Origin of the sequence: [Clostridium] scindens, assembly GCF_019597925.1 — a bacterium.
Lineage (GTDB): Bacteria > Bacillota > Clostridia > Lachnospirales > Lachnospiraceae > Clostridium_AP.
Map to the genome: position 1 here is coordinate 3,915,237 of NZ_CP080442.1, position 26,599 is coordinate 3,941,835.

The following is a 26,599-nucleotide window of genomic DNA, read 5'->3' on the forward strand; positions in this document are numbered from 1 at the left end:
AGGAAAGGAGCCCTTATGCCTAAGAAAAATATTACGCCACTATCAAATACAGAGATTGCTTCCTTCTGTTCCCAGATGGCAATGATCTTAAAGTCTGGAATCTCTTCCATTGAGGGAATCTCGATCATGCTGCAGGATGCGAAGGGCAGCGATGAAACAGAACTGCTGGCCGTTATGAACGATACGCTGACCCAGACTGGCATTCTTCATGAAGCCTTAAAAGAGACGGGCGCTTTTCCCGGATACCTGCTTAATATGGTACGTATCGGCGAGCAGACCGGTCGCCTGGATGATGTCATGCAGTCGCTGGCCGAGTACTATGAAAAAGAGGCCTCATTGGCGCAGACCATCAAGAACGCGGTTACTTATCCGCTTATCATGATATTTATGATGATTCTCGTAATTATCGTCCTGATTACAAAAGTCATGCCTGTCTTCAATCAGGTATTCAAGCAGCTCGGAAGCGAAATGACCGGTCCTTCCAGGGCCATCCTTCATATCGGAGCCTTTCTTGACCGGCATTCCGTTATTTTTATCGGTTTACTTATAGTCATCGCCGCCCTGGCTGTCTATGCCTTCAAAACCACCAGGGGCCAGAATACCTTCCGAGGCATAATAGTTCGATTCAGGAGTACACGGAATATCTCCGAAAAAATCTCCTCCTACAGATTTGCCAACGGTATGGCGTTGACGTTAAGCAGCGGGCTTACGCCAGAAGAGTGCCTGAATCTGGCAGCGGATCTGATCGAGCAGGATGAGTTTCGTAGGAGACTGTCCAAATGTAAGGAAGCGGTTTCCTCCGGCGAAGATCTCTGTAATACTCTGCTGGAAAACGGCGTATTTTCAGGAGTATATGCAAGAATGGCATCTATTGGATCAAGGACCGGCATATTAGATGATGTCATGAACAAGATCGCCCATCAGTATGAAGAAGACATCGACACGCACCTTTCCAGTATCATTGCAACCGTTGAGCCCACGCTTGTCATCATACTGTCCATCATCGTAGGAATTATACTGCTGTCGGTAATGCTTCCTCTTATGAGCATTATGGCTGCCCTATAGCAAAGGAGTTTTTATGACGCACCGTTTTGAAAGAAACCGAAAAAGTTCATACCTTAGAAATATTATTATTTCTTTATCGTTCTTTCTTGCCGTATTACTATGTTTCTATCTCTCTGTCATGTCCGTCTCCAGCGAATCTGACAAGGAGGAGTATCGGACTCTTGAAACTGCATTGACGCGAAGTATTACCCAGTGCTATGCGGTAGAGGGGAATTATCCGGAGAGTCTCGACTATCTGAAGAAGAGTTACGGGCTCCACTATGATGAAGAAAAATTTTTTGTAGACTATCAGCCTCTGGGCTCCAATATAATGCCTGATGTAACGATTATCAAAAAGGAGGAGTAGGCGTGAGATTCCGTAGCCAGAATAGACATGTCATAGATTTTATATTTCCATTAGCGGTATTTTTTGTATTCGCGGCTTCTTCCTTTGCCGTGCTGGTTCTCTCTGCCAACATTTATAATACGCAGACAAAAGAATCCAGCAGCAATTATGTTGCCCGCACCTCCCTAGCCTATGTCAATGAGAAGATACGCCAGAATGATGAAGGTGGCGGCATGTCCATCCAGTCTGTAGACGGACGTGACTGTCTTGCTCTTGCAGGAAACTCTGACGGAATTGCATATACCACCTATATCTATGAATACGATGGAAGCCTGAAGGAATTATTTATACGCGACGGCGTGTCAGCCTCTTTGAAAAGCGGGAAGGACATTATGGAACTTGAGTCATTCCAAATGGAAGAAATTGAAGAAGGGTTATTTCGATTTGTATTTACAGACAAAGATGGCAGGAAGTCTTCGTCTCTTGTCGCAGAAAGGAGCACGCCATGAAACAGTCATTGAACCGGCACTCCAGCATGTTCCTGATGGAGATCATTATTGCAATTCTTTTCTTTTCCCTGGTAAGCGCCTTCTGTCTGCGTATTTTTACTGCATCCCGCCAGATGGGACAGGATACCAATGATCTGAATATGGCTGTGAACCAGTCCGAGAATATCGCGGAGCTACTGGCCTATGCCTTGAAATCCCCGGATTCTTCTTCCATGGATATGAAAGGAATCTCCAGTTTTCTTGCCTCTGAATACCCGGATATCGCTGTAGATGGCAATTGTTTAACCATATACTATGATGCCAGCTGGAACCGCTGTACTTCCGAAAACGCGACATATTATATAGAGGTCAGGAAAACGCAGGAGGAATCCCTCTGCGTATTTTGCATAGATGCATATAAGGCTTCTGAGAAAAAGAAGCCTGTCTATTCGCTTAATGTAAGCCTTCATCCCCCTCTTCATCCATAGTCAGTACTACGCTGGGATGAAAAAGGGAATATTTTATAAGGAGCTGCCATGAAAAAGAAAAACTTTTCGATTACAAATATAGGTACCGTATCGCTGCTGATGATCTTCATTATCCTTTGCATGGTCACCTTTGCCGCGCTTTCCTTATCATCTGCCGCGGCAGATCACAGGTTCAGCCAGAAGATGGCCGACCATTCCAAAGAGTATTATAAGGCTTCCGGACAGGCGGAGACAAAACTTGCGGAAATTGACCATATATTGGACATCGCATATAAAGGCGCCGAGTCTGATGATGATTACTATCAGCAGATCAAAGACAGCCTTCCAGAAATCTCCCGGACGTTTACAAAAGAGAATCCCCTGATCTCATACCAGGCTGATATGAATGATTCCCAGGCAGTTTTCGTACAGTTAAGAATCTTGTCGCCTACGGAAATAGCATCCAATGGATCAAGCAATTATTATCAGATTGTCGCCTGGAAGGAAATCAATACCAAAGAATGGAAGGGCGACAATAGCATCCAATTAATCGGTGAAGAATAAGGAGGAATATCCATTATGAACTTGAATACATCGCAATTACTAGAAAACGCCGTACGGGCAGGTGCCTCCGACGTGTTTATCGTAGCCGGGCTTCCCGTTTCCATGAGGATTAACGGGGTGATTGCCAGAGAAGATGAATGCCGTCTTTTGCCGGAAGATACCAGAATGGTTATCGGACAGATCTACCAGCTTGCCGGAAATCGCCCAATATCCAATCTTGAAGATTCAGGAGACGATGATTTTTCATTCGCGATTCCCGGACTGTCCAGGTTCCGGGTAAGCGCATATAAGCAAAGAGGCGCATTATCCGTCGTCATAAGGATAATAACCTTTACTCTTCCTGATCCAAAGGAAATCGGGCTGCCGGACAAGATTATTAATTTTGCCCACTATTCAAAGGGGATGGTTCTTGTTACCGGTCCTGCCGGCAGTGGAAAGTCCACCACCCTTGCCTGTATTATTGATCATATTAATAAGAGCTACGACAAGCATATCATCACGCTTGAAGACCCTTTGGAATACCTGCACCGGCACAATAAAAGCATCGTAAGCCAGCGGGAAATCAATGTAGATACTCAGAGTTACGTTACTGCGCTTCGAGCATCGCTTCGTCAGAGTCCGGATGTCATCCTCCTGGGAGAGATGCGGGATTATGAGACGATGCAGGTAGCCATGACGGCAGCCGAGACCGGCCATCTTATCTTTTCCACGCTTCATACCATTGGAGCTGCCAATACCATTGACCGGATCATCGATGTATTTCCGCCTAACCAGCAGCGTCAGATTGCTGTCCAGCTGTCCATGGTGCTTCAGGCAGTCGTATCTCAGCAGCTCGTGCCATCCATTGATGGAAGGATGGTCCCAGCCTTCGAAATCATGACCGTGACTCCTGCTATCCGTAATATGATCCGTGACAATAAGATTCCTCAGATTGACGGCATCCTCTATTCTTCAGCCAACGAGGACATGGTATCCATGGATTTAAGCCTTCTGAAGCTGTTCAAGGAAAATATCATCTCCGCTGATACAGCACTTGCATTTGCCACTAATCCAGATATGCTTAGAAAGAAATTTTAAACATAAATAATGGCCGGCGCGAAAAACGCCGGCCATTATCTTTTTTATCCTAATGGATAGATATCATACTCTATATCAGAACATATCTTTCTCTCTAAGCCGGCTTCATACCTGCTTTTTATGCGTTCTCCTATCTTCCTGGCATTCTCTGAAGAAGTTCCCAAAACCATCAAAAGATACTGACTACTGCTATACTGTGTAAAAGCATCCCCTTTGCGCAGTGCATTACGGATTATTTCGTACAGTTCCTCCATCAAGCCTTCCAGCCTTTCAGGATCAAGCTTATCTTCATCTTCCTCCAAAGTAAGCAGCAGAAGATAAGCAGAATCTCCACTCCGCTCAAGCCCTCTTGCCACAAACTGATAGATTCTCTTAAACGTCTCATAATCCTGAAGGTACGCCCCCTCCACGCTGCCCTTTTCCTTCAATTCCTCACTGATAACAGACATATCTTTAAAAACAGGCCCGTTATGGCGAACTTCGATTTTTGACACTTTCCTTTTCTCGGAAACCATTACAATTGACGCTCTTTGGAACACTTTTCCCGGTCTCTCGTATTCTGCTGCATAGACCAGCACGGCAGTTGATAAGACGGAATCTTCCATCTCCAGTTCCTGGCCTGCTTTTTCTACCATTTGGCTGATATTATTATGATTCTGATAGATCTGCTCCCTTTTCGCTACTTCTGTAAAAAATATAGCAAATATATCCGGTCCTATCCTTGCTGCCACTCCACATCCTTCAGCCATATTTTCTGCAATCTGCGCAACTCTTTTTAATAGCCTGTCTCCCATCTGATATCCGTACTTCAGATTAATTCCTCGAAAATCATGTATATCAATTTCAAGGAGCATCCCTGAGTGCCCATTTTTTAGGTGACTGCTCATAAAATCTTCCAACTCGTTCCTGGTACTCAGCCCGGTCAGCAAATCTTTATATGCCATACTTACTCCTTTCACATCTCACACATGCTACCTTTAATCCGATGGATGCATCATTCCTTCCTCAAAAACAACATACCTGCCTCGTCCATTCTGTTTTGCCTGATATAATGCAATATCCGCCTGATGATATAATTGTTTAAAATTCGTTGCTACATCATCATCAATCACAATTCCCATACTCAGGCTTAATCGATCGGGCAGGCCCTCCCTGATACAATAATTTTCTGCTATATCAAGCATCTTACGAGCCTTTTCAAGAACAATTTTCTGATCATATATATCACGCATGAAGATCATGAATTCATCGCCGCCCAGCCGTGCGACGATATCTGTTGAACGAAATAAAGTCCTGCACATCTTTACGACTTCTATCAATACGCAGTCTCCCTGCAAATGCCCGAACTTATCATTAATCTCCTTAAAAAAGTCTATGTCTATCAGCAGGCAGGCATAGTATAAGTCAACGCCTTTATTTCTTATAGCCTTTTTTACCGCCAGTTCCAGATAGCTTCTATTATAAGCGCTGGTAAGAGAATCTGTGCTAGATCGGAGCATAAGCTCCTTTTCTGAACTGATATCAACCACTTTCCCAACTACTTTTGCAAGATTTCCTTCAGAATCAAATACTCCTCTCATCAGCACCCTTCGCCAGATATTCTTGCCATTCCCATCTGCTATCTGGTATTCTGCCTTAATCGTCTTATTGCTGATCTTATCATTAGATATACCCATTATTTTCTCATAAATCTCTGCCTCATCTTCCGGTGATACTCCTAACTCTTTCCACCCTTCAGAAACTCTTGCATTATTTATGATCTTTTTATCTTTCTCACCAGCAACAGATGCTGGATAGAATACCTGTAGTTCATCTTCTCTCATATTATAATCAAAGATAATGTCGTCCGACAATTCTGAAACTATTTCGTTTCTCTCTTTTTCCATCTCCAGCTGTCCGATCGTCTCCTTGATCTCTGAGATATCAGTAAGGATACTATTAATAATAGACTCCTGATTTGCATTCCTTACCTTTTTTCCGTAATCCATAACCCACAGCAGGGTGCCATCCTTTTTTCGGATTCTGTATTCTGTCTTATATTCGTCCCCTTTTTTGAAGCATTCCCTGCAATCTTTCATAGCCTTCGCGACGTCTGGCGGATAGATAGCCCCTTTTGCTGTTCCCCCGCTCATCTCCATAAACTCATCATAAGTATATCCTAGCATATTGCAAAGTTCATCGTTTACATAGAAGAACGTATAGTCATCATCATCAAGGCTTCCTCTCATCCCTCCAGCCGTTGTCTGGGCAAGCATTTCCATCTGCTGCGTCTTTTCAATCAGAAGCCTTTTCAGGAGCCTGTAATTTTCTACGCTCATCTCCTCCGGATAATATTCTTCCTCTCTTACAATGGAATTGGGAGCGGATACATGCATATGCGTCACCTTCCATTGGCCGCTGCATAGATGGAATATAAATGAGGCTCTCTGTCTCAGACTGAAAAATCCATTTTTATCCACTCTGGAATTAATTAAAAACTGTGCTATGACTACAGCAAAATCTTCTCCTTTGCTCACCATGCTATAGTTCTCATCCAGAAGACGTATTTCATACTTGCTGTTGCACCCATTCTCAAAAAAGACTTTAAGCTTATCATAATCAAGGGCCATTGCCTGATCGCTGACCCCAATCCACGATACTTGATTCCGGTCGAAGTATGATAATGCAGCATTCCAGTCTTGCTCAAGATAATAGGTATGAATTAATCCTTCTGCCATTTTCTGAAAGTATCCGGAATCCTGCATATGTCTACCTCCCTAATAAAGATCACCAAAATATTGATATACGGAAATTATACATCATCTTCCTGCATTTGTAAAAGAAAATAAAATAAAGAACCCCCAAAATCAAGGGTTCTTTATGCTATGTAACGCTTTATATAATTGTTTTGATTCTACGGGCTTGATCAGATACTCATCTACGCCTGCCTCATAGGCCATCCTCTGATCTTCATCAAATGCATTGGCAGACATCGCGATGATGGGTACCTTCTTATCTCTTTCTTCCTCGTATCTTCGGATCATCTTGGTCGCTTCAATTCCGTCCATGACAGGCATGCGGATATCCATCAGGATTGCATAATAATATTCTTCGGATTTCTGGAGGAATTTGTCAACGGCCTGCCTCCCGTCTTCTGCAATTTCCACAACCGCGCCGTCCAATTCCAGTATCATCTTAGCAATCTCTCTATTTAACTCATTATCTTCTACAAGAAGGATATGGCGTGCAGAAAGGCTGATATTTTCTTCCTCTTCCTGATCTTGCACAGACATGCTGGCCTTCCACAAAGTATTGCAAAGATTCTCTTTGAAAACGGGTTTGGTTATCAGGTAGTCCGCTCCCGCTTCATAAGCCTCCTCCTCGATTTCCGTATGGTCATATGCGCAGAGAAGGATAATCATTGTCTCAGGTCCTACGATCTTCCTGATCTGCCTGGTCGTTTCCAGGCCATCCATTCCCGGCATCTTATAGTCGATCAAAGCCAGGTTATAGATGTGTCCGCATCTGAGCGCTTTCTCTACTTCATCTATAGCCTTTCTGCCAGAATCAGCCCAGACCGTTAACGCGCCCGACTCTCCAAGAATGGCTGCTGCCTGGCTTCCTACCTGGCTGTCATCATCGACGATCAGTATATACATATCTTTTAGAAGTTCTCTCTGCTTTCTTAATTGTTCTTCCCAGGCATCATCCTCGGAAGGTTTTAACGGGATTTCTACGGAAAAAGTAGTTCCTTCCTGAAGCTTGCTCTCAACCTCAATGGTACCTCCCATAAGTTGAACAATATTATACACGATAGAAAGGCCCAGCCCTGTTCCCACCATATTCCTTGCTACGTCTGCCGACTCCTGCTCAAAAGGCTGGTATAATTTTTTCAGAAACTCCTCCGACATGCCTCTTCCTGTGTCCATAACCTGAAACAGCAGATAAGCATAGCCATTGGTTCGCCTCATTTCTCTGATACTAAGCTTAATGCTTCCATTTTGAGGCGTAAACTTCAGGGAATTGGACAGCAGATTCATAAGAATCTGTTTTACCCTCAATTCGTCTCCAATGTAATACTGCTGCAGCGGCTCTTCATAGTACATTTCGAATTCCAGATTTCTAAGTTCCGCCTGGGGATATATAATCGTAGTTATATTTCCAAGAAATTCAAACATGTCAAACTTCTCATTTTTAAGAATCATCTTGCCGCTTTCAATCTTTGACATATCTAAGATATCATTAATGAGGGACATAAGATATCTGGAGGAATCATCAATCTTCTTAAAGCAATTGGAAGCCTGCCTGCGGTCATCCACCTTCAGCTGCCCTATCGCGCTCATTCCAATGATTGCATTCATAGGAGTCCTAATATCATGGGACATTCTGGAAAGAAATTCAGACTTAGCGTTATTGGCTGCCTTAGCTGCCGCCAAAGCATCTCTAAGCAGCTGCTCCTGCCTTGCCTTCTCTGCCCTCTGCTCATCCAGTATGCGAAACAGCATGACGGCATAGGAATCTTCTCCATAAGGATTTTTTACTGATATCACATGAATAGAGATCCAATGATATTCCCCGTCGTTTCCCATCTGCCGGATTTCGGTGTAGATCTCTCCATTATTGTTGCTTAGCTCCCTCTCCATATTTTCCCGTGTAAATATAGCATCAAATACTTCCTGGTAAGAAGGGTATACAAAAGACCGGGTGCTCTTAAGCAATCCGTCATATGTATCTCTATGCTCAAGTCTCAGTATGTAGGCTTCTGAGCAAATATAATTGTAGGTATTTTTCGTAAGATTCACATTTAAGATCAGCGGATATCCAGCCTGGATGGCTGCCCTTAACAGCTGATTCTCAAGCCTCTGCTCCTGCTCGCGTTCAATCTCAAGCTTCTTTGTCTCTGTAATATCATTAAATACAGCCTGTATTACTTCCTCGCCATTTGCGTTCACCAGGCGTTCCATTGCTACGCTTACAAAGCATCTGCTTCCATCCTTCCTGCTTCCTTCTCTCTCGTAGTATACGATATCTCCGTTTTTTACCAGGGATTCTACCAGATTCCTGTATTTCTCCTTCTCTTCATCCAGTACAAATTGAAATGGATCCCGCACCAATGTCCAGTATTCCTTTTCCGTATATCCATAGATCTCCCACGCGCGCCTATTGGCGTGAATGATCCGGTGGGATGTGTCTGTAGCAAACTGTATGATGCCGCATGGTACCGTATCATAGAGCTGCTTCAGGAACTCCGACTGCTGACGTATCTCGTCATTTGCCTTATTAAGATTATATTCCAGCAAATCGTAGGCTTTTTGAGCTGCTTCTACAGGAAATAGTTCCCCATCCTGCATAGGACCATAAGGTAAAGAATTATGAATATGGACTACTTCCCATCCATCCTTCTTCCTGCGGAATACAAAGGAACATCTCTGATAATTATTGATGCTGATATGTTCCACATTCAGAGCGGACATATAACTGTACGCCTCGCATAGATAATAGTCATCTCCCAATGGCATGGCCACATACTTTTCTTCGGACATCCGAAAAGGCATCATCTCATCCTGGCCTGATCTGAAAGCTTTGCTTACATCCTCATACCCTTCGGCCATCTGATGCTTCCCGCCTCCAATCCATACTACATCCGCCGCAAGCATGGACAGAAAGTAATCCAGATCATTTTCACAGAAATATTTCTTTAGTATCTTATCCGATAGAGCTATGATATCATCCTGATCTTTATTCTTCATTCTTTATTCCTTCATTTCCCTGACATGCATGATCATCTTATTAACCGTATCCTATTATAAATATATTACCATATTACGGTTAAAAGTGAAATTATTCTTTTTTTCTCTCATAAAAGAGATGCCCGAAGACATTCAGCTGTTAGCGTTTTAGCGCTTTTTATCATGTCTGCTGGCGTTCCGGCAAATACCACCTCTCCACCGTTCTTGCCGCCGTCAGGACCGATATCGATGATCCAGTCCGCCTGCTTCATTACATCCAGATTGTGTTCGATCACCACAAGGGTATTCCCACGGGATACGATCATATCGAACAATTTTAAGAGATTTTCAATATCCGACCTATGAAGCCCGGTGGTCGGCTCATCCATCACAATAATGCTTCCCTTTTTTCCAAGGTTCTTTGCCAGTTTGATCCTTTGGCGCTCGCCTCCTGAGAGCGTACTGAGAGGCTGTCCCAGCGTCAGATAGGATAGCCCTACCTGCTGCATGACTCTCAGACGCTTCCTGATCTTGGCATCTTCAAATATCTCCATTGCCTGCGAGGCGGTCAATCCCAGCAATTCGACGATATTCTTTTCCTTATAGGTACAGGCAAGCGCCTCCTTATTATACCGCATCCCTCCACAGGCCTCACATTCCGTTACGATTGGATCCATAAAGGCAAGTTCGGTAACGATAACCCCTTTGCCACCGCAAACCGGGCAGCCGCCGGCAGAATTGAAGCTGAACAGGCTGTCCGGCATGCCGTTCTCCCGCGCCATAATCTTGCGTATCTCATCAAAAAATCCCAGATAAGAGGCCGGAGTAGAGCGGCTCGTTGCCGTGATAGGTCCCTGATCCACCATTACAATATCATCTTCATACTGGTTTGCAAATACCTGGGAGATGAGGGTACTCTTTCCTGATCCGGCAACTCCTGTCACAACGGTCATAATTCCCAGCGGTATGTCTATATCTACATGCTTCAAATTATGGAGACAGGCATCCCTTACCGGCAGGCTTCCCACGCTCCTGCGAGGCTTCTGTTTGACCGGCATGGTTTTTAGCATTGCTCTCCCTGTCAGGGTATCTGCCGTAAGCAGTTCCTGATAATTACCCGCTAAAACAATCTGTCCTCCATTTTGCCCTGCCTGAGGCCCCACGTCGATTACATGATCCGCAATCGAGATCACATCCTTGTCATGCTCGACTACAAGAACGGTATTCCCCTTGTCCCGAAGTTTCTTAAGCAGGTTATTCATACGGTAGACATCCCGGGGATGCATCCCAGCGCTTGGCTCGTCAAAGATATAGGTCATCCCGGTCAGACTGCTTCCCATGTACCGGACTAGTTTCAGCCGCTGTGCCTCACCGCCGGACAGAGAAGGTGTCTCCCGGTTCAGGTGAAGGTAGGGCAAGCCTATCTCAATCATTCTGTCCAGCCCTTCTATGATCGTCTGCACCACTACCTCTACCGTCTTATCCGTAATCTGCGACAGGACCTCCCGAAGCAGCGTCAGCTCCATCTGGCACATATCTGCGATAGTATATCCGTTTATTTTACAGGCCAAAGACGCTTTGTTCAGCCGCTGTCCGTGGCATTCGTTACATTCCATTTCCACAATCAGATTCTGCGACTTTTCTTTGGTGTGCCTGCTCTTGCTACTGATATCCCGGTTCAGAAGAGTCTTCGCGTACTTATGGTACAGGCCGGTCACTTTCGGATTCTCCGGCTCTTTACTGCCATCGCGGGCGCCATAGAGAAGGAGGCTATATTCTTCTTGCGTATACTCTTTAATCGGCTTGTCCAGATCAAACAGGCCGGACTGGGCATACTGCTTCCAATACCAGGAGCCAGGCCGGTACAGGGAATCCTTCACGCAGCCCTCGTTCCAGGATTTATCCAGGTCTAAGATTGCTTCTATATCAACTTTTGTTATCTTTCCTAGCCCGGAACATGTCTTGCACATCCCATTGGGGTCGTTAAAGGAAAAATAGGATGCTGTGCCTACATAGGGTCGCCCAATTCTGGAAAATAGCAGCCGCAAGCTGGAGTACAGTCCACTGATGGTACCCACCGTCGATCGTGCATTCCCTCCCAGAGGAGTCTGGTCCACCACGACAGTCGCCGTTAGATTATCAATCCGTTCCACTGCCGGTTTGGGATATTTGGGAAGCCTGGACCGTACAAATGCCGGATAGGTTGCATTCATCTGCCGCTGTGCTTCAGCGGCAATGGTGTCAAAGACGATACTGGACTTGCCGGAACCTGAAACTCCGGTAAACACCGTGATTTTCTCCTTTGGAATTGTAAATGTGACATGCTTCAGATTATTTTGCGTAAGACCATGAACAATGATATCTGCCATTTTCATATACTCCTTTTACTTGCTATTATGATTAGATGCATAGTATCATTTTACAGAATCTATGGAAGGCGTACATGATACTTTTTGCGGTTTCTTCACGGATTCTATGCTATAATGAGACTTATGTCAGGAGGTGCTTGCTTGAAACAATCAACCCCTTTGGAAAAAGCAATTGAATACATTGAGGCACATTTGAATGAAAATATTGGCCTGAGCGACGTGTCAAGAGAGACCGGCTATTCATACTACCACATGACGCGTCTGTTTGCTTCTGTATTAGGCGAATCTGTTGGCCACTATATCAATCGACGCAGACTTTACAACGCGTCAGAAAAACTGATCTATTCCGATCAGAGGATTATTGACATCGCGCTTGATTGTGGATTTAAATCACCAGAAGCCTTCAGCAGGGCTTTTAAGACGGCATTTGGATGCAGCCCGGCCGGCTATCGAAAAGCAGGTCTTGATTTGGTAACCAGCGCTAAGAAAAAACTGGAGCCTGAGGATGTTGCTCATATCGCCAACAATATATCTCATTCTCCTGAAATTCTTATTGCGGAGGAACAAAAAATAGCTGGTATCCGTGGAACCGTATCACTCTTTGATAACGAGATTCCAGAACTATGGGAGGAATATCTCCGTTTTCATAAGAAATATTTAAAGACGGCGGGTGCGGGCTATAGCATCTGCGAGACGAAGCAGACTACCTATACGAAAGATGGAAATATATCATTTTCAGTTATCATAGGCAGCCAGGTAGATCATTTTGATGATCTTCCATATCCACTGACCGGCAAGATTCTAAGTGGAGGCAAGTACGCCGTTTTCACTCATAGAGGCACCTTTCTGAATCTTTTTAAAACGTATCAGTATATCTATGGCACATGGCTGCAAATAACGAAGGAAGAACTGGATGACCAGGAGGACTTTGAAGTATATGAGCGCGAGGTGCGATCATTTGATGACCCGGATAATCAGGTAAAGATTTATATTCCAATAAAATAGGAACTAAAAGAGACTAAAAAAACAGCGCCTTTCATTTTTCATGAAAAGCGCTGATTTTAGCGTTCCCTGCGAGAATCGAACTCACAACTAGTGCTTAGGAGGCACTTGTTATATCCATTTAACTAAGGGAACATGTACTATTTTGTTTATTTACTCAGGAGAGCACCTTAGTGCCCTCCTATTATACTTCAAACTGGTATCAATTGTCAATTACTTAAAATTAATCCTTCCTTGCATCCATATATTTCCTTTAAATCTTCTCCCCACTGCAGGCTCTCCTACTACGTCCTTTACAGGCACGCATACATCAAAAGTCAGTTCATTGACCTCCAGCTTCATAATATACAGTTCCTCTTTTGTATATTCATTTTCCATCTGCTGGAATTCACGAATCTCTCCCATGATAGAATAACAGTCGCATTCCACCCCATAGGGCATGATATATGTATCCACAATACTGAATACATCTTCGCTTATCAGCCTTCTTGATACTTCTGAGTATGTATCAATATCATCGAGAGTCAGGCTTTCAATTGCCACGGGATCGCCGCTTTTGGCCGCACTTAAGAGCATCATCCTGTTGCGCGTCTCCTCCTGCTGTCTCTTTTCCTGCTCCTTATCCTTTGATACAGGGAACAAGACTGTTCCCCCATTACAAAGGCCGGACAAAGTCACGGAAGTATATTTGATGCTGCTTTTGGACAACTGTTTTTCCTTTAAATATTCCACTGTATTCTGAAGGTAGAATATCAGGCTGATTCCTATCTTGATATCTTCGCATATCCCTACATATGCTTCCCGGTCCATTCTTCGCTCTACAAAAACATCTGCATGTGAGGTTATTCCTGTACCGAAAAAGTATGGATAGTAATATTGACGGTCAAAGCATTCATCTATATCCATGTCGCCACATAGAGCCAGGCCTATTCCCGCGCCAAACTCTTTCTGGTATTCGCAGAAGTCCATTTCGTCTCCCCTGGATATAAGGTTATGCTGGGTAAATGACTCTTCCGTCTGCCTTAGGATTGCATTTAATTCTCTTTTGCCTTTGATATTTCCAAATCCAATTGCTTTCAGGTATTGATGCATATCATATTCCTTACCAAAATTATTTTTTAGGTATGAGTCTTGTAGTTCCACCCATATATGGCTGTAAAACTTCTGGAATCTTAACGGATCCATCTGCCTGAAGATTATTTTCAAGGAATGCAATCAGCATTCTCGGAGGCGCAGCTACCGTATTATTCAGCGTATGCGCGAAATATTTGCTATCTTCGCCTTTTACGCGGATTCCAAGTCTTCTTGCCTGGGCATCCCCGAGATTAGAGCAGCTTCCCACCTCGAAATATTTTTTCTGTCTTGGGGACCATGCTTCTACGTCGCAAGATTTTACTTTCAGATCTGCCAGGTCTCCGGAGCAGCATTCGAGAGTACGCACAGGAATGTCCATTGAACGGAACAGATCTACCGTATTCTGCCATAATTTATCGTACCACATCTTGCTTTCTTCAGGCTTGCAGACAACTATCATTTCCTGTTTTTCAAACTGGTGAATTCTATATACTCCACGTTCCTCGATTCCATGAGCGCCTTTCTCCTTGCGGAAGCATGGAGAATAACTGGTCAGTGTCTGTGGAAGCTGGTCTTCTGTAAGCATAGTATCAATGAATTTTCCAATCATGGAATGCTCGCTTGTTCCGATCAAATACAAGTCTTCTCCTTCAATCTTATACATCATGGCATCCATTTCGGCAAAACTCATAACACCGGTAACTACATTGCTGCGGATCATGAATGGCGGAATACAGTAAGTAAATCCGCGGCCAATCATAAAGTCGCGGGCATAAGACAGCACAGCAGAATGAAGCCTTGCAATATCTCCCATCAGATAGTAAAAGCCATTTCCCGCAACTCTTCCAGCACTCTCAAGATCGATTCCATTAAAACTTTCCATGATTTCTGTATGGTATGGAATCTCGAAATCTGGTACCACCGGCTCGCCAAACTTCTCTATTTCAACATTTTCGCTGTCGTCTTTTCCAATTGGTACGGAAGGATCAATGATATTTGGAATTGTCATCATGATCTTCTTAATCTTTGCTTCAACTTCCTTTTCTTCTGTGGAAAGGAATTCTACTCTGTCAGCATTCTCCTGAACCTTCTTCTTTAATTCTTCTGCCTCATCCTTCTTTCCCTGAGCCATGCATGCGCCGATTTCCTTAGAAATCTTATTCCTGTCAGCACGAAGCGCTTCTACTTCCTGTTTAATATCCCTGTTTCTCTTATCCAGTTCCAGTACTTCGTCAACTAAAGGCAGCTTTTCATCCTGAAATTTCTTTTTAATATTTTCCTTTACTACATCAGGATTCATTCTTACAAATTTAATGTCTAACATATATATATCCTCCTCATTTCTTATATATTATCTCTTTATCTTATTTTCCTTTAATATTTTTAGCGTTAATGTCGTAGGCATCCTTAAATATAGCCTTATCAAGTGCTTCCGCCTCTTCTTCCGCTAATTCTACATAACTTTCGCCCTTTACGATTTCCTTAACATAGGTGTAGCAGCCCTCTCTACTGTGCATAGCGTTAATGACCCATCCGCTATTATTGCCATCCAGCATTGCCAGCGCAAAACTTAATTTGCCACCCATTTCATTAAAAGCGTCATATTTGACGATTCCTAATTTCTGATAATCGCTCTCCATCTTTTTGCTGATTTCTTTGATATCAAGACGGTTCTGCTTGGTAATCTTAAGGATGGCATCCACCTCCGAGAACTTGTCCTTCATGCTCTCTTCTAAAGTCTTTCCATCTTTCCCACGCATAAACGAGGCATAACTACTTTTTAATCTATTATACTTCATCGTTACGTTCACGTATAGCACAAACAGCACGACAATCAAAATCAGTATGAACAGGAAAATGAATGCCGGATCTATTGCTAATTTCTTAAGTATACTACTTTCCATATATTTATTCTTCCCTTCTAATACTCATTATCATATCGAACATACGTTCTAATTCTTTATCCGAATAATATTCTATCTCTATCTTACCTTTACCCTTTCCCTTCGAAGCTATACTTACTTTTGTACCCATAACTTCTTTCATCTTCTCTTCCAGGTCATTGTATATAAATACGTGTTCAATTACCTTTTTTTCTTTCGGTTTTTTGGGGTTCTTAATATCCTTTATAAGTTTCTCTGTCTCGCGGACGCTTAACTTCTCGTCAAATATTTTATTTGCCAATATGTATTGCTGCTCTTTATCATCTATAGCCAGCAACGCTCTGGCATGTCCTGTAGATATCATATCGTCTATGATCATCTGCTGCACTTTATCATTTAATCTAAGGAGACGCATAGAATTAGTTACTGCTGTCCGGCTTTTCGATACTCTCTCAGCTACCTCATCCTGTTTCAAGTTGAACTCTTCAAGAAGTTTCTTGTATGCCATAGCCTCTTCAATCGGATTCAGATTTTCTCTTTGAATATTTTCTATCAATGCTATCTCTACTATTTCCTGTTCAGAGTAATCTTTTATAATTACTGGCACTTCTTTTATGCCAGCCAATTTTGCCGCTCTCCATCTTCTCTCACCGGCAATTATTTCATAATAATCCTTATTCTTCCTCACCAGCAAAGGCTGTAATACTCCAAATTGCTTGATAGAATCCGCTAATTCCAGCAGCGCATCTTCTTCAAAATTTTTTCTTGGCTGATCTCTGTTAGGCTCAACCATATTAATCTTCATCATTTGCTCTCCAGATTTTAACTCTGGCTGCTTCACCTGTTCTGTCGATATATCCGGATTAGCAGGTTTTACATTTCTGTTGTTTGGAATCAGGCTGTCAAGGCCTTTTCCCAGTCCTTTTTTATTTACTGCCATTGCATCCTCCTATAGTTTACAATCCTTTACTTATTACTTCATCAGCAAGTCTCATATAACTCTCGGAACCTGCTGACTTTGGATCATATTGATTAATCGGCATACCATAACTCGGTGCTTCAGCAAGACGAATATTTCTTGGTATGATTGTTTTATAAATATTTTGTTGAAGATTGTCCTTTACATTCTCCACAACCTGTAATGACAAATTTGTTCTGGCATCGTACATAGTAAATACTACGCCTTCTATTTCCAAATCCGGATTCAATCTGTCTTTTACCAATTCTACTGTATGAATTAATTGGCTTAACCCCTCCAATGCATAGTATTCACATTGGATAGGAACTAAAACAGAATCTGCCGTTGTCATTGCGTTGATTGTCAGCATGCTCAGCGACGGCGGACAATCAATAATAACAAAATCATAATTATCCCGTATCTTCTGTATAGAATTTCTAACAATAAACTCCTTATTTTCAACGTCTATAAGTTCTATTTCCGCTGCTGATAAATCTATATTTGTAGGAAGTACATCTAGATTCTCCATTGCTTCTTTCTGCAACACTTCCTCTATATCAGATTCACCGATTATCATATCATATACCGTTTTTTCTATAGACTCTTTATCCAGTCCCAGACCGCTGGTCATATTTCCTTGGGGATCCATGTCTACGGCAAGAACTTTTTTACCTTTATCGGCAAGACAAGCGGATAGATTTATTGCAGTTGTTGTTTTACCTACTCCGCCCTTTTGATTGGCGATAGCTATAATTCTTCCCATTTATTAATCACCTTTCTTTTTAGCATAGATTTAGTATAACACTTTTTATAGTACTTATCTACAAAATGTTTCACGTGAAACATAGTTTTTCTATTATTCATAAATGTTTCACGTGAAACATTTTATATTTGGTTAATTTTCCTCACGGAATGTTTCACGTGAAACATTCTTGGTTTAATTCTTAATTAAATAGCGCTGGTGTTTAATGTTTAAGTTAAATAAAACCTTCCTTATTTTAAAGTACATACTTTTAAACTTTGTAAAACTTTTATATTACTTATTTTTTATAATTATTTATTTACATGTTTTATTGTGTTACCGTATATCCAAAACAACATTTATGTTCCTTAACAACCTAATAAAAACTGTTTTTTGATAAATCTGTTTCATTCTTAATTCTGTTGATAGTAGATATTCAAATTTATATTTTTAAATATATTTTATCAAGTTGTTCATCTTTAATTATTTTCTATTATTTTAATTAACGCGACTCGGAATATTCAATCATATATACTTTTCTTCGTAGTAGAATATTATTAATTATATAAGTACTTCAGTGTTTCACGTGAAACATTTACATAAAACTTAATCTGTAGTATAATAATATTATCTTTTCATACAGATATTATTATAGAAAGAGGGGTATAAGTATGAGTTGGAAGAAAAAACTTGCAGCCGGTACAGCATTACTTGGATTATCCACACTAACGATACATATGATAAATAAATTTGTATACTTTTCAGCAACGCTTGATAACTTATTAAGTAACCCATCAGGTTCATACTATGAATGGAAATTTGGAAAAATATATTATACCAAAAAGGGCGATGGAAAACCGCTCCTGCTAATACACGATTTAACCACCTCCAGTTCTGCTTATGAATGGAATAAGGTTATAGATAAGTTTTCAAAAACCAATACTGTTTATTGTCTGGATCTTTTAGGCTGTGGACGATCTGATAAGCCTAATCTTACTTATACTAATTATTTATATGTACAACTTTTAACTGATTTTATTAAGCATGTAATTGGAGATAAGACGGATATTATTGCAACCGGTGAGTCTGGCTCATTTGCCATAGCAGCCTGTCAAAACGACCCGACAATAATAGACCAGATTGTTCTTGTGAATCCACCTAACATCAAATTATTATCAAAGATACCATCTAAAAGAACGAAGGTACTTACCCGATTTATTAATCTACCAATCTTCGGAACATTCTTATACAATATGCTGACAAGAAAGAAAAATATTGATGAAATGTTTAGAATGAATTATTATTATAATTCTGAAGATATTGATGAAAGTATAATAAACACTTATTATGAAACCGCCCATTCTGGAAACGCACTGTCCAAATATTTGTTTGCCAGTCAATGTGGCCATTATAATACAGTAAACATCTCTCACTGTCTGGAGTCTTTAACTAACAGTATTTTCATAGTCACTGGTGATGGAAATCCTGAAAATGTGAGTGTAGCAGATATGTATAAGAATATATTACCTTCCATTGAAATCGAAGGCGTAGAAGAAACTAAGCATCTGCCTCAATTAGAAAAATCCAGCGATTTTGTAAATAAGGTAAATATACTTCTTGGAAATTGTTAATAAGTAGAGAAAATATTCTAAATAATAAAGAGTGAAGTAACAGAATCAATTATACTGCTACCTCACTCTTTGTTTTAATCTTTACTTTAGTGGCTCCTTTGATGGTAAACCTGCTTTTCTTGGAAATTTCTTGCCTGTACTCTTTATCTTATTAATCTTCACAAAAGACCTGCCTATATCTGTACCTGGAAGTTGGAATTTATAGATATCTTCCAGTTCGCCGCCAAGTATTTGAACCGCTTTTTCAGATTCAGATATTTCCTTATCTATATTTCCGGACTTATAGGAAACAAACATACCCCCTACCCGTATATATGGCAGACAATATTCACTGAGCGTAGCAAGATTTGCTACTGCCCTTGAAACGCATAAATCATATTTTTCACGGTATTCTGCCTGTCTTGCAAAGTCCTCTGCTCTTCCATGAATTGTATAAATATCTTTCAGTCCAAGTTCTTTGATAATTGTATCAAGAAACTTTATCCTCTTATTCAGAGAATCCAGTAGTGTAATTCTAAGGTGAGGAAATGTAATCTTCAAAGGTATGCCTGGAAATCCTGCTCCTGTACCCACATCTATTACATAATTTACATTCTCAATATTCAATACTTCAACCAAGGAAAGACTATCTACAAAATGCTTTTCCACCACTTCCCCATATTCCGTAATCCCCGTAAGATTCATCACTTTATTCCATTCAATCAGAAGTTGGTAAAAATCATCAAACTGTTTCCTTTGGATATCATTGATTTGTATTCCTAGTTTTTCTAGTTTTTCTTCTAATATATGTTCCATAATACTCTCCACTATTTCTCATCTCCGCCATTTGTCTTAAATACGCCAAGACTTTATCTCATCTCAAGATAAACCAAAAGTACTGATATATCTGCAGGCGATACGCCAGATATTCTCGATGCCTGTCCTATGGAAGCGGGACGATACTCTTTTAATTTCTGTAAGGCTTCTAATCGCAGACTCTTTACCAAATCATAATCAATGTTTTCCGGAATCTTCTTATTTTCAAGCTTTTTAAATTGTTCCACCTGCTTTTTCTGCCTGCTGATATATCCGTCATATTTGATGGATATATTAATCTGCTCTACAACCTCTTCGTCCAATTCCTCAGGAAGTACTGGTCTGCCTTCATCTATATCTGCCAGCATCTCATAAGAAAGTTCCGGCCTGCGAATCAATTCCGCAACGGTAGTTCCAGAAGACAGCGGAGTACTTCCATACGACTTAAGCAGATTCTGAACCTTTGCATTAGCGCCAATATTGGCATGAGCCAGGCGCTTTACCTCTTTTTCAATTAATTCTTCCTTTTGAATCAGGCGATGGTATCTTTCCTCTGATATAAGTCCTACCTCATAGCCTATTCTTGTAAGCCTCTGGTCAGCATTATCCTGCCTCAGAAGAAGGCGGTATTCTGCGCGCGAAGTCATCATTCTGTATGGCTCATGGCTTTCTTTTGTTACCAGATCATCAATCAACACTCCAATATAGGCCTGAGATCGGTCCAATATTATGCTCTCTTTTCCCTGCAGCTTCCTGGCTGCATTTATGCCAGCGATCAGCCCCTGGGCCGCCGCTTCTTCATATCCGGAACTTCCATTAAACTGCCCTCCGCTATAGAGACCGCTGATATTTTTAAATTCAAGGGAAGGTCTAAGCTGTCTGGCATCAATACAATCGTATTCTATCGCGTATGCGTTCCTGACAATCTTAACATTTTCAAGCCCTGGCACTGTCCGATACATTTCATATTGAACATCTTCCGGCAGTGAGCTGGACATTCCCCCGATATACATTTCATTCGTTTCCAGGCCTTCCGGCTCGATAAATACCTGATGCCTGTCCTTGTCGGCAAACTTTACAACTTTATCTTCTATAGAAGGGCAGTATCTGGGTCCGGTTCCCTCGATCATACCAGAAAATAAAGGAGAACGGTCCAGATTCTTTCTGATGATCTCATGAGTTCTTGGATTCGTATACGTCAGCCAGCAGGATACCTGATCAATCTGCACATCTTTCGGGTCAGTGGTAAATGAAAATGGAATCACCTTTTCATCCCCAAACTGTTCCTCCATTTTGCTGAAATCCACAGAATTTTTGTCTATCCTGGCAGGCGTCCCAGTTTTGAACCGATACATTTTAATCCCTAATTCCTTCAGGCAGTCTGTCAGGTGATTAGCAGCCTGGAGCCCATTTGGCCCTGTATAATTGCTCACATTTCCATAAATACAGCGGGAGCGAAGATAAGTACCTGTACAAAGTATGACCGCCCTGCACGGATATATCGTCCCGGAAAAAGTCTGAACTCCGGTAACTTTTCCCTCTTCTACAAATATCTTGACAACCTCGTCCTGCTTTATATCAAGATTCTCCTGATTCTCCAGAACCTGTCTCATCGTTCTGCTATACCATGCCTTATCTGCCTGGGCCCTGAGAGAATGAACCGCAGGTCCCTTTGACTTATTGAGCATCTTTGATTGGATAAAGGTCTGATCGATTACCTTGCCCATCTCTCCTCCAAGCGCATCTATCTCCCGAACCAAATGTCCCTTGGAACTGCCTCCTATATTAGGATTACAAGGCATTAATGCTATACTGTCTACGCTGACGGTAAATACCATTGTCTGATATCCTAGCCTTGCCGTCGCGAGGGCAGCTTCGCATCCCGCATGTCCTGCTCCAATTACTACTACATCATATCCATCTTTATTTACCCATACAGAATTTGCTGAATATTTCATTTACCAAATCTTCTCCTATCGTTTCGCCTGTAATGCCTCCGAGAGATTCATATGCATCCATCAAGTCAATGCTATAAAAATCCTCAGGCATTCCGGCATCAATACTTTCTGTTACCCTCTCCAGCGCATGATAAGCATCCTGAAGCGCAGTCTTATGACGAATATTTGTAATATAAATTTCATCATTAAATGAAAGATTTCCTTCAAAAAACATATCCTTTAGTTTTTCTTCCAATTCTTCAATTCCCTGGTTATTCTTGGCAGAAATCTCAATAATGGGTATTTGTTCGCCACTTTTTTTTGCAGGATTACTTGCAAAATATGCCTTTTGAACTTTTTCTTTTGTTACTATCATATCTAAATCCGATTTATTTAGCAATATGATAGAAGGTTTTCCTTTTATAAGACTTAATATTTCATGATCATTTTCATCTAATTCTGTTGATGCATCAATCACGTAGATAATCAAATCTGCCTTATCTGCATGACTTTTTGCTTTTTCTACGCCAATTCTCTCCACCACATCTTTTGTATCCCTGATTCCTGCAGTATCCATAATATTTAAAGAGATCCCTTGAAGATTAATATGTTCCTCCAGCACATCCCTTGTGGTTCCTGCAATTTCCGTCACTATCGCTTTATCCTGACCCAGCAGCACATTGAGCAAGGAAGACTTTCCGGCATTCGGCTTTCCTAATATCACCGTCTGAATTCCTTCCTTTATAAGACGTCCATCATCACATGTACGCAATAGTTTCTCAATTTCATTTTTTAATTTCCGGACAACAGAACCCAATTCCTCCCCATACCCATCAACGCTGATATGCTCAGGATCATCCAATGCCGTCTCGATAAATGCTGTATGGTAAATTATTTCTTTTCTTATGTCATTTATTTTATTCTTAATGCTGCCTTTTAACTGGTTTATTGAACTTTGCAACGCATACTCATTCTGGGATACGATTAGATCGCCGACTGCCTCTGCCTGGGATAGATCCAGACGCCCATTTAAGAATGCGCGCTTGGTAAACTCTCCGGGTTCTGCCGGTCTTGCTCCATTTTCAATCAGAAGTTCCAGAATCTTCTTTACAATATATACGCCGCCATGACAATTAATCTCTATTGTATCTTCCCCCGTATAGCTATGAGGGCTTCTCATAATCATTACGAGGACTTCATCAATCTCTTTCCCTCTATCTGTAATATATCCATAATGAATCGTATGGGATTGCTGCTGGGAGAGTTTCTTATTCTTCTTTCCCTTATATACCTTGTCCGCTATTTCAAATGCATCACATCCGCTCATTCTTACAATCCCTATTCCTGCATTACTCATAGCCGTAGAAATAGCAGCAATTGTAGTATCATAATGATTATTCATGATTTCCTCCAGTTCTAATATAGAAAAAAATAGGGGTCATATCCTAACCCCTACTTTCTTACTTTTATTTACGTACAAGAGTTACGACAACTCTTCTATAAGGCTCTTCTCCCTCACTATGTGTGGATACTGCCGGATCACCCTGAAGTGCGGAATGAATAATTCTTCTTTCATATGGATTCATCGGCTCTAAAGAAACGGTCCTTCTCGTTCTCTTTACCTTGCTTGCAATGTTCTTCGCAAGATTTTCCAAGGTTTCCTTTCTTCTTCTACGGTAATCTTCCGTATCAAGCTTGACACGGACATATCCTTCCTGCATCTTATTGGCGACTCTGTTCGTAAGATACTGAAGCGAATCAAGAGTCTGTCCACGCTTGCCAATAAGAATTCCCATGTTGCTTCCTTCCATATCAATCGAAAGGGCACCTTCTTCATCAACGACGGATGTCACCTTCACGTCCGTCATATCCATTGCCTTCAATACATCATAGATAAACTTTTCGCAAGCCTCGATTGTCTGGCTCTCAACCTTTGCCAGATCTGCTTCCTTCTTAACGGAAGGCGCTGCTTCCTTGACTGCTTCTTCCTTTATGAATGTCTTCTTTGCCGGCTCTTTCTTTACTGTCTCTTTTTTTATAGTTTCCTTCTTCGTAAATTCTTTCTTAACAGGCTTGGGCTCTTCCTTTTTTATAACTGCAGGCTCTGGCTTTGCCTCTTCCACAATCTCTGCTTCCGGCTCTTCTACGACTTTTCTGCGGGCTTTGATGACTGCCTGCTTCATTCCTATACCAAGGAAGCCTGCACTGCCTTTTTCAATAACTTCATAATCCAGCTGATCGCTTGTTACGCCTAATTGAATCAATGCTTCGGTAATTGCATCATCCAACATTTTTGCTGACACAGTAATGTATTCCATGATAGCCGCCCCCTAATCATTTTCATTAAATTTCTTAACCATGTTTGCTTTTGATGCAAGGCTTCCGGCTTTTGCATTCTTGGCATTTTCCTTTGCCTTTGCTACCTTTTCTTCTTTTTCCTTCTCGCTTACGCTTGATACGTTACGCTTAGCGGTTTCCTTTATGCTCTTTGTATTTGTCTGAGCCATAGCATTGATTCTCTCCGCCTTCTCGCCCCGCTTCTCACGTTTCTTAGCAGCTTTTTCCCTGTTCTTCTCAATTAAGTCATCTACGGACATCTTAGAAAGATGCTTGTTAATCATCAACTGCTGTACGCAACGTACTACCGCACTTATAATCCAGTAAAGACCAATACCTGTCGGCAGCGTGAATACCATAAAGATGGAAAACAGAGGCATAGTCATATTCATTGTCTTCATGGTTCCAGCCATCGGATTATCCTTGTCCAGCTGCTGGCCTGAGATAGACTGTGAAAGCCTGATACTCAGATATTGCGTAAGACCTGATATAATTGGAAGCAGGATTGCCGTTACAATGATTACCGCAGCCGGGAGACCATAATCTCCGCTGTTCTTAATCATAGCTGTAGGCGAAACCGTCAGATTCGGAATGGTAATAAATCTATTTACAGCATCCGGAGCATTCTTGATTGCCGGCACATAAGACTGAATATCATAGATAACCGGGTACAAGGCAAACAGGAATGGCATCTGTATCAATAAAGGAAGACATCCGCCTGTCATTGATGTTCCATATTTATCATATACCTGCTGCATCTCTTCCTGCTGCTTCAGCATGGAAGCCTGATCTTTTTTATTCTTATATTTCTTCTGAATCGCCTGAAGTTCAGGATTCATCACAGAAGACATCTTTGCCGTCCTCTGCTGCTTAATTGTCAGCGGCATCATGCATGTATATACTAATATTGTATAGATAATGATTGATAATCCGACAAGCCCGCTGTCACTTGGCAGAATACTATCTAATATGGTATAGATAAAGTTCATAACTTTACCTAATAACCAGCAAATCTGACCGACAATAGGCCAGTTTGCAGCAGTCAGTAAACTAAACGTCATACTCTCTTCCTCCATTGTAGTTGTAAATCATTAAGGAACGGGGTCATATCCACCCTTTGCAAAGGGATTACAACGCAATATTCTCCAAGCCGCCATTAGTCCACCCTTGAAAGCGCCATATTTTTCAATCGCTTCTACAGCATACTGAGAGCAGGTTGGAAAATAGATACATGTAGAATAACTCTTCAGGCCAGATAAATACTTCTGATAAAACCTGATTAAGCCTAACATAATCTTTTTCATAATACGTTACCCCAAATCTATAATTTCATGAAGACGTCCCAGATGAAGCAATGCGCTCTCAATGTCTTTATAGGTTCTACCCTTTGCGCCTATTCTTGCTATTACAACGATATCTATTCCACATCTGAATCTGTCTTCTTGCAATCTATAGCTTTCTCTGATTAATCTAGTCAATCTGTGTCGTACTATACTATTTCCTACTTTTTTACTTACAGATATTCCCAATCGGTTCTTTCTGGTATTATTTTCCTTAATATACATTACCAGATACTTATTCGCATAAGATTTTCCACACTTATATACAAGTTGGAAATCCTTGTTTTTTTTCAGTGATTCGGAATATTTCATTGCCTGATTCTCCTAATTTTTAGAGAAGAAAAGGCCACATATATGCGGCCTACGCTGATAATCTCTTTCTTCCCTTTGCTCTTCTGCTAGCAAGTACTTTTCTTCCACCTGCCGTGCTCATTCTTGATCTGAATCCATGAACCTTAGCTCTTTGTCTCTTTTTTGGTTGGAATGTCATTTTCATAGATATCCACCTCCTTATATTTTATAAGGGAATACCCCTACTTTTTTTTCTAAGACATCAGTTTTGATTATATTAAAAAAATGGCTCTACGTCAAGCAAAACCTGGATTTTTATAAATTATTTTATCCACAAATTGTGGATAACCTGTTAATTTTAGGTGGATAATGTGTGGATATTAAAATATTTTTGATTTTATTTGTTTAAAACAAGCCTTTTTAAACTGTGAATAAAGTTATCCACATGGATTAAAGATTGCTTAAATTCCTATTTTGATGTAAAATATATAAGTGTGGGTCTTTATTTAAAAAACCACGAATTGGATAGATTAGGAGTTTGCTGAA

25 protein-coding genes and 1 tRNA gene are annotated in these 26,599 nt (G+C 41.2%); 8 read left to right on the forward strand and 18 right to left on the reverse strand.

Annotated features, from left to right (window positions below; genetic code table 11):
• Nucleotides 1–15 precede the first annotated feature (15 nt).
• The 6 genes from K0036_RS18765 to K0036_RS18790 are packed head-to-tail and all read left to right on the forward strand — an operon-like array spanning nt 16 to nt 3,986.
• The gene (locus K0036_RS18765) at nt 16–1,065 is read left to right on the forward strand and encodes a type II secretion system F family protein (RefSeq protein WP_173694736.1); all 1,050 of its coding nucleotides are present in this window, start codon (nt 16–18) and stop codon (nt 1,063–1,065) included.
• A 13-nt stretch (nt 1,066–1,078) separates the two neighbouring features.
• Nucleotides 1,079–1,411, forward strand: a complete 333-nt coding sequence (locus K0036_RS18770; RefSeq protein WP_220430399.1) for a hypothetical protein — start codon at nt 1,079–1,081, stop codon at nt 1,409–1,411.
• 2 nt (nt 1,412–1,413) lie between these two features.
• The gene (locus K0036_RS18775) at nt 1,414–1,899 is read left to right on the forward strand and encodes a DUF4860 domain-containing protein (RefSeq protein WP_173694734.1); all 486 of its coding nucleotides are present in this window, start codon (nt 1,414–1,416) and stop codon (nt 1,897–1,899) included.
• On the forward strand, nt 1,896–2,366 hold the full coding sequence (locus tag K0036_RS18780) for a hypothetical protein (RefSeq protein WP_173694733.1): 471 nt from the start codon (nt 1,896–1,898) through the stop codon (nt 2,364–2,366). The genes K0036_RS18775 and K0036_RS18780 overlap by 4 nt, the downstream gene beginning before the upstream one ends.
• A gap of 48 nt (nt 2,367–2,414) precedes the next feature.
• Entirely contained in the window at nt 2,415–2,909 is a 495-nt protein-coding gene (locus tag K0036_RS18785; RefSeq protein ID WP_220430400.1) for a hypothetical protein, read from the forward strand.
• A 15-nt stretch (nt 2,910–2,924) separates the two neighbouring features.
• Nucleotides 2,925–3,986, forward strand: coding sequence for a type IV pilus twitching motility protein PilT (locus K0036_RS18790; protein ID WP_044954939.1), 1,062 nt, complete (start codon nt 2,925–2,927; stop codon nt 3,984–3,986).
• A gap of 44 nt (nt 3,987–4,030) precedes the next feature.
• On the opposite strand, the gene K0036_RS18795 is transcribed toward K0036_RS18790, so the two are convergent.
• From K0036_RS18795 to K0036_RS18810, 4 genes are all read right to left on the reverse strand, one after another.
• Nucleotides 4,031–4,930, reverse strand: coding sequence for a GGDEF domain-containing protein (locus tag K0036_RS18795; protein WP_220430401.1), 900 nt, complete (start codon nt 4,928–4,930; stop codon nt 4,031–4,033).
• Between the two features lie 33 nt (nt 4,931–4,963).
• Nucleotides 4,964–6,730 (reverse strand): diguanylate cyclase domain-containing protein, encoded by a 1,767-nt coding sequence (locus K0036_RS18800; RefSeq protein ID WP_025640997.1) that lies wholly within the window; start codon nt 6,728–6,730, stop codon nt 4,964–4,966.
• Between the two features lie 102 nt (nt 6,731–6,832).
• Nucleotides 6,833–9,715 (reverse strand): response regulator, encoded by a 2,883-nt coding sequence (locus K0036_RS18805; RefSeq protein ID WP_220430402.1) that lies wholly within the window; start codon nt 9,713–9,715, stop codon nt 6,833–6,835.
• A gap of 107 nt (nt 9,716–9,822) precedes the next feature.
• Entirely contained in the window at nt 9,823–12,063 is a 2,241-nt protein-coding gene (locus tag K0036_RS18810; RefSeq protein ID WP_220430403.1) for an ATP-binding cassette domain-containing protein, read from the reverse strand.
• A gap of 141 nt (nt 12,064–12,204) precedes the next feature.
• On the opposite strand from K0036_RS18810, the gene K0036_RS18815 reads away from it, so the two are divergent.
• Complete coding sequence (locus tag K0036_RS18815) at nt 12,205–13,068, forward strand: AraC family transcriptional regulator (protein ID WP_259283352.1); 864 nt, start codon at nt 12,205–12,207, stop codon at nt 13,066–13,068.
• 60 nt (nt 13,069–13,128) lie between these two features.
• Here the strand turns inward: K0036_RS18815 and K0036_RS18820 are convergent.
• The 6 genes from K0036_RS18820 to K0036_RS18845 form a co-directional block, all read right to left on the reverse strand.
• Nucleotides 13,129–13,200 (reverse strand) — tRNA-Arg (locus tag K0036_RS18820).
• Between the two features lie 78 nt (nt 13,201–13,278).
• Entirely contained in the window at nt 13,279–14,157 is an 879-nt protein-coding gene (locus K0036_RS18825) for a DUF3881 family protein (RefSeq protein WP_025640991.1), read from the reverse strand.
• 19 nt (nt 14,158–14,176) lie between these two features.
• A complete protein-coding gene (gene serS / locus K0036_RS18830; protein ID WP_220430404.1) occupies nt 14,177–15,463 on the reverse strand; it encodes a serine--tRNA ligase in 1,287 nt (428 codons plus the stop codon).
• A 40-nt stretch (nt 15,464–15,503) separates the two neighbouring features.
• Nucleotides 15,504–16,043, reverse strand: coding sequence for a DUF4446 family protein (locus tag K0036_RS18835; RefSeq protein ID WP_025640989.1), 540 nt, complete (start codon nt 16,041–16,043; stop codon nt 15,504–15,506).
• Between the two features lie 4 nt (nt 16,044–16,047).
• Nucleotides 16,048–16,962 carry a ParB/RepB/Spo0J family partition protein gene (locus K0036_RS18840; protein ID WP_025640988.1) on the reverse strand — a complete coding sequence of 305 codons (915 nt, stop codon included), beginning with the start codon at nt 16,960–16,962 and terminating at the stop codon, nt 16,048–16,050.
• Between the two features lie 16 nt (nt 16,963–16,978).
• Nucleotides 16,979–17,743 carry a ParA family protein gene (locus K0036_RS18845; RefSeq protein ID WP_025640986.1) on the reverse strand — a complete coding sequence of 255 codons (765 nt, stop codon included), beginning with the start codon at nt 17,741–17,743 and terminating at the stop codon, nt 16,979–16,981.
• Between the two features lie 650 nt (nt 17,744–18,393).
• Here K0036_RS18845 and K0036_RS18850 point away from each other — a divergent pair.
• On the forward strand, nt 18,394–19,353 hold the full coding sequence (locus K0036_RS18850; RefSeq protein ID WP_025640985.1) for an alpha/beta fold hydrolase: 960 nt from the start codon (nt 18,394–18,396) through the stop codon (nt 19,351–19,353).
• An 81-nt stretch (nt 19,354–19,434) separates the two neighbouring features.
• On the opposite strand, the gene rsmG is transcribed toward K0036_RS18850, so the two are convergent.
• From rsmG to rpmH, 8 genes are all read right to left on the reverse strand, one after another.
• Nucleotides 19,435–20,148 (reverse strand): 16S rRNA (guanine(527)-N(7))-methyltransferase RsmG, encoded by a 714-nt coding sequence (rsmG, locus tag K0036_RS18855; RefSeq protein WP_220430405.1) that lies wholly within the window; start codon nt 20,146–20,148, stop codon nt 19,435–19,437.
• Between the two features lie 53 nt (nt 20,149–20,201).
• Nucleotides 20,202–22,106 carry a tRNA uridine-5-carboxymethylaminomethyl(34) synthesis enzyme MnmG gene (mnmG, locus tag K0036_RS18860; RefSeq protein ID WP_220430406.1) on the reverse strand — a complete coding sequence of 635 codons (1,905 nt, stop codon included), beginning with the start codon at nt 22,104–22,106 and terminating at the stop codon, nt 20,202–20,204.
• Entirely contained in the window at nt 22,072–23,487 is a 1,416-nt protein-coding gene (gene mnmE / locus K0036_RS18865; RefSeq protein ID WP_173694724.1) for a tRNA uridine-5-carboxymethylaminomethyl(34) synthesis GTPase MnmE, read from the reverse strand. The genes mnmG and mnmE overlap by 35 nt, the downstream gene beginning before the upstream one ends.
• Nucleotides 23,488–23,551: 64 nt before the next feature.
• Nucleotides 23,552–24,403: an RNA-binding cell elongation regulator Jag/EloR gene (gene jag, locus K0036_RS18870; RefSeq protein ID WP_220430407.1), complete on the reverse strand. Its 852-nt coding sequence runs from the start codon at nt 24,401–24,403 to the stop codon at nt 23,552–23,554.
• A gap of 12 nt (nt 24,404–24,415) precedes the next feature.
• Nucleotides 24,416–25,483: a YidC/Oxa1 family membrane protein insertase gene (locus K0036_RS18875; RefSeq protein ID WP_025640979.1), complete on the reverse strand. Its 1,068-nt coding sequence runs from the start codon at nt 25,481–25,483 to the stop codon at nt 24,416–24,418.
• Between the two features lie 30 nt (nt 25,484–25,513).
• Nucleotides 25,514–25,726, reverse strand: coding sequence for a membrane protein insertion efficiency factor YidD (yidD, locus tag K0036_RS18880; RefSeq protein WP_081702077.1), 213 nt, complete (start codon nt 25,724–25,726; stop codon nt 25,514–25,516).
• A gap of 6 nt (nt 25,727–25,732) precedes the next feature.
• Complete coding sequence (gene rnpA / locus K0036_RS18885) at nt 25,733–26,074, reverse strand: ribonuclease P protein component (RefSeq protein WP_173694722.1); 342 nt, start codon at nt 26,072–26,074, stop codon at nt 25,733–25,735.
• Nucleotides 26,075–26,123: 49 nt separating this feature from the next.
• Complete coding sequence (rpmH, locus tag K0036_RS18890; RefSeq protein WP_004607108.1) at nt 26,124–26,258, reverse strand: 50S ribosomal protein L34; 135 nt, start codon at nt 26,256–26,258, stop codon at nt 26,124–26,126.
• Nucleotides 26,259–26,599 lie beyond the last annotated feature (341 nt).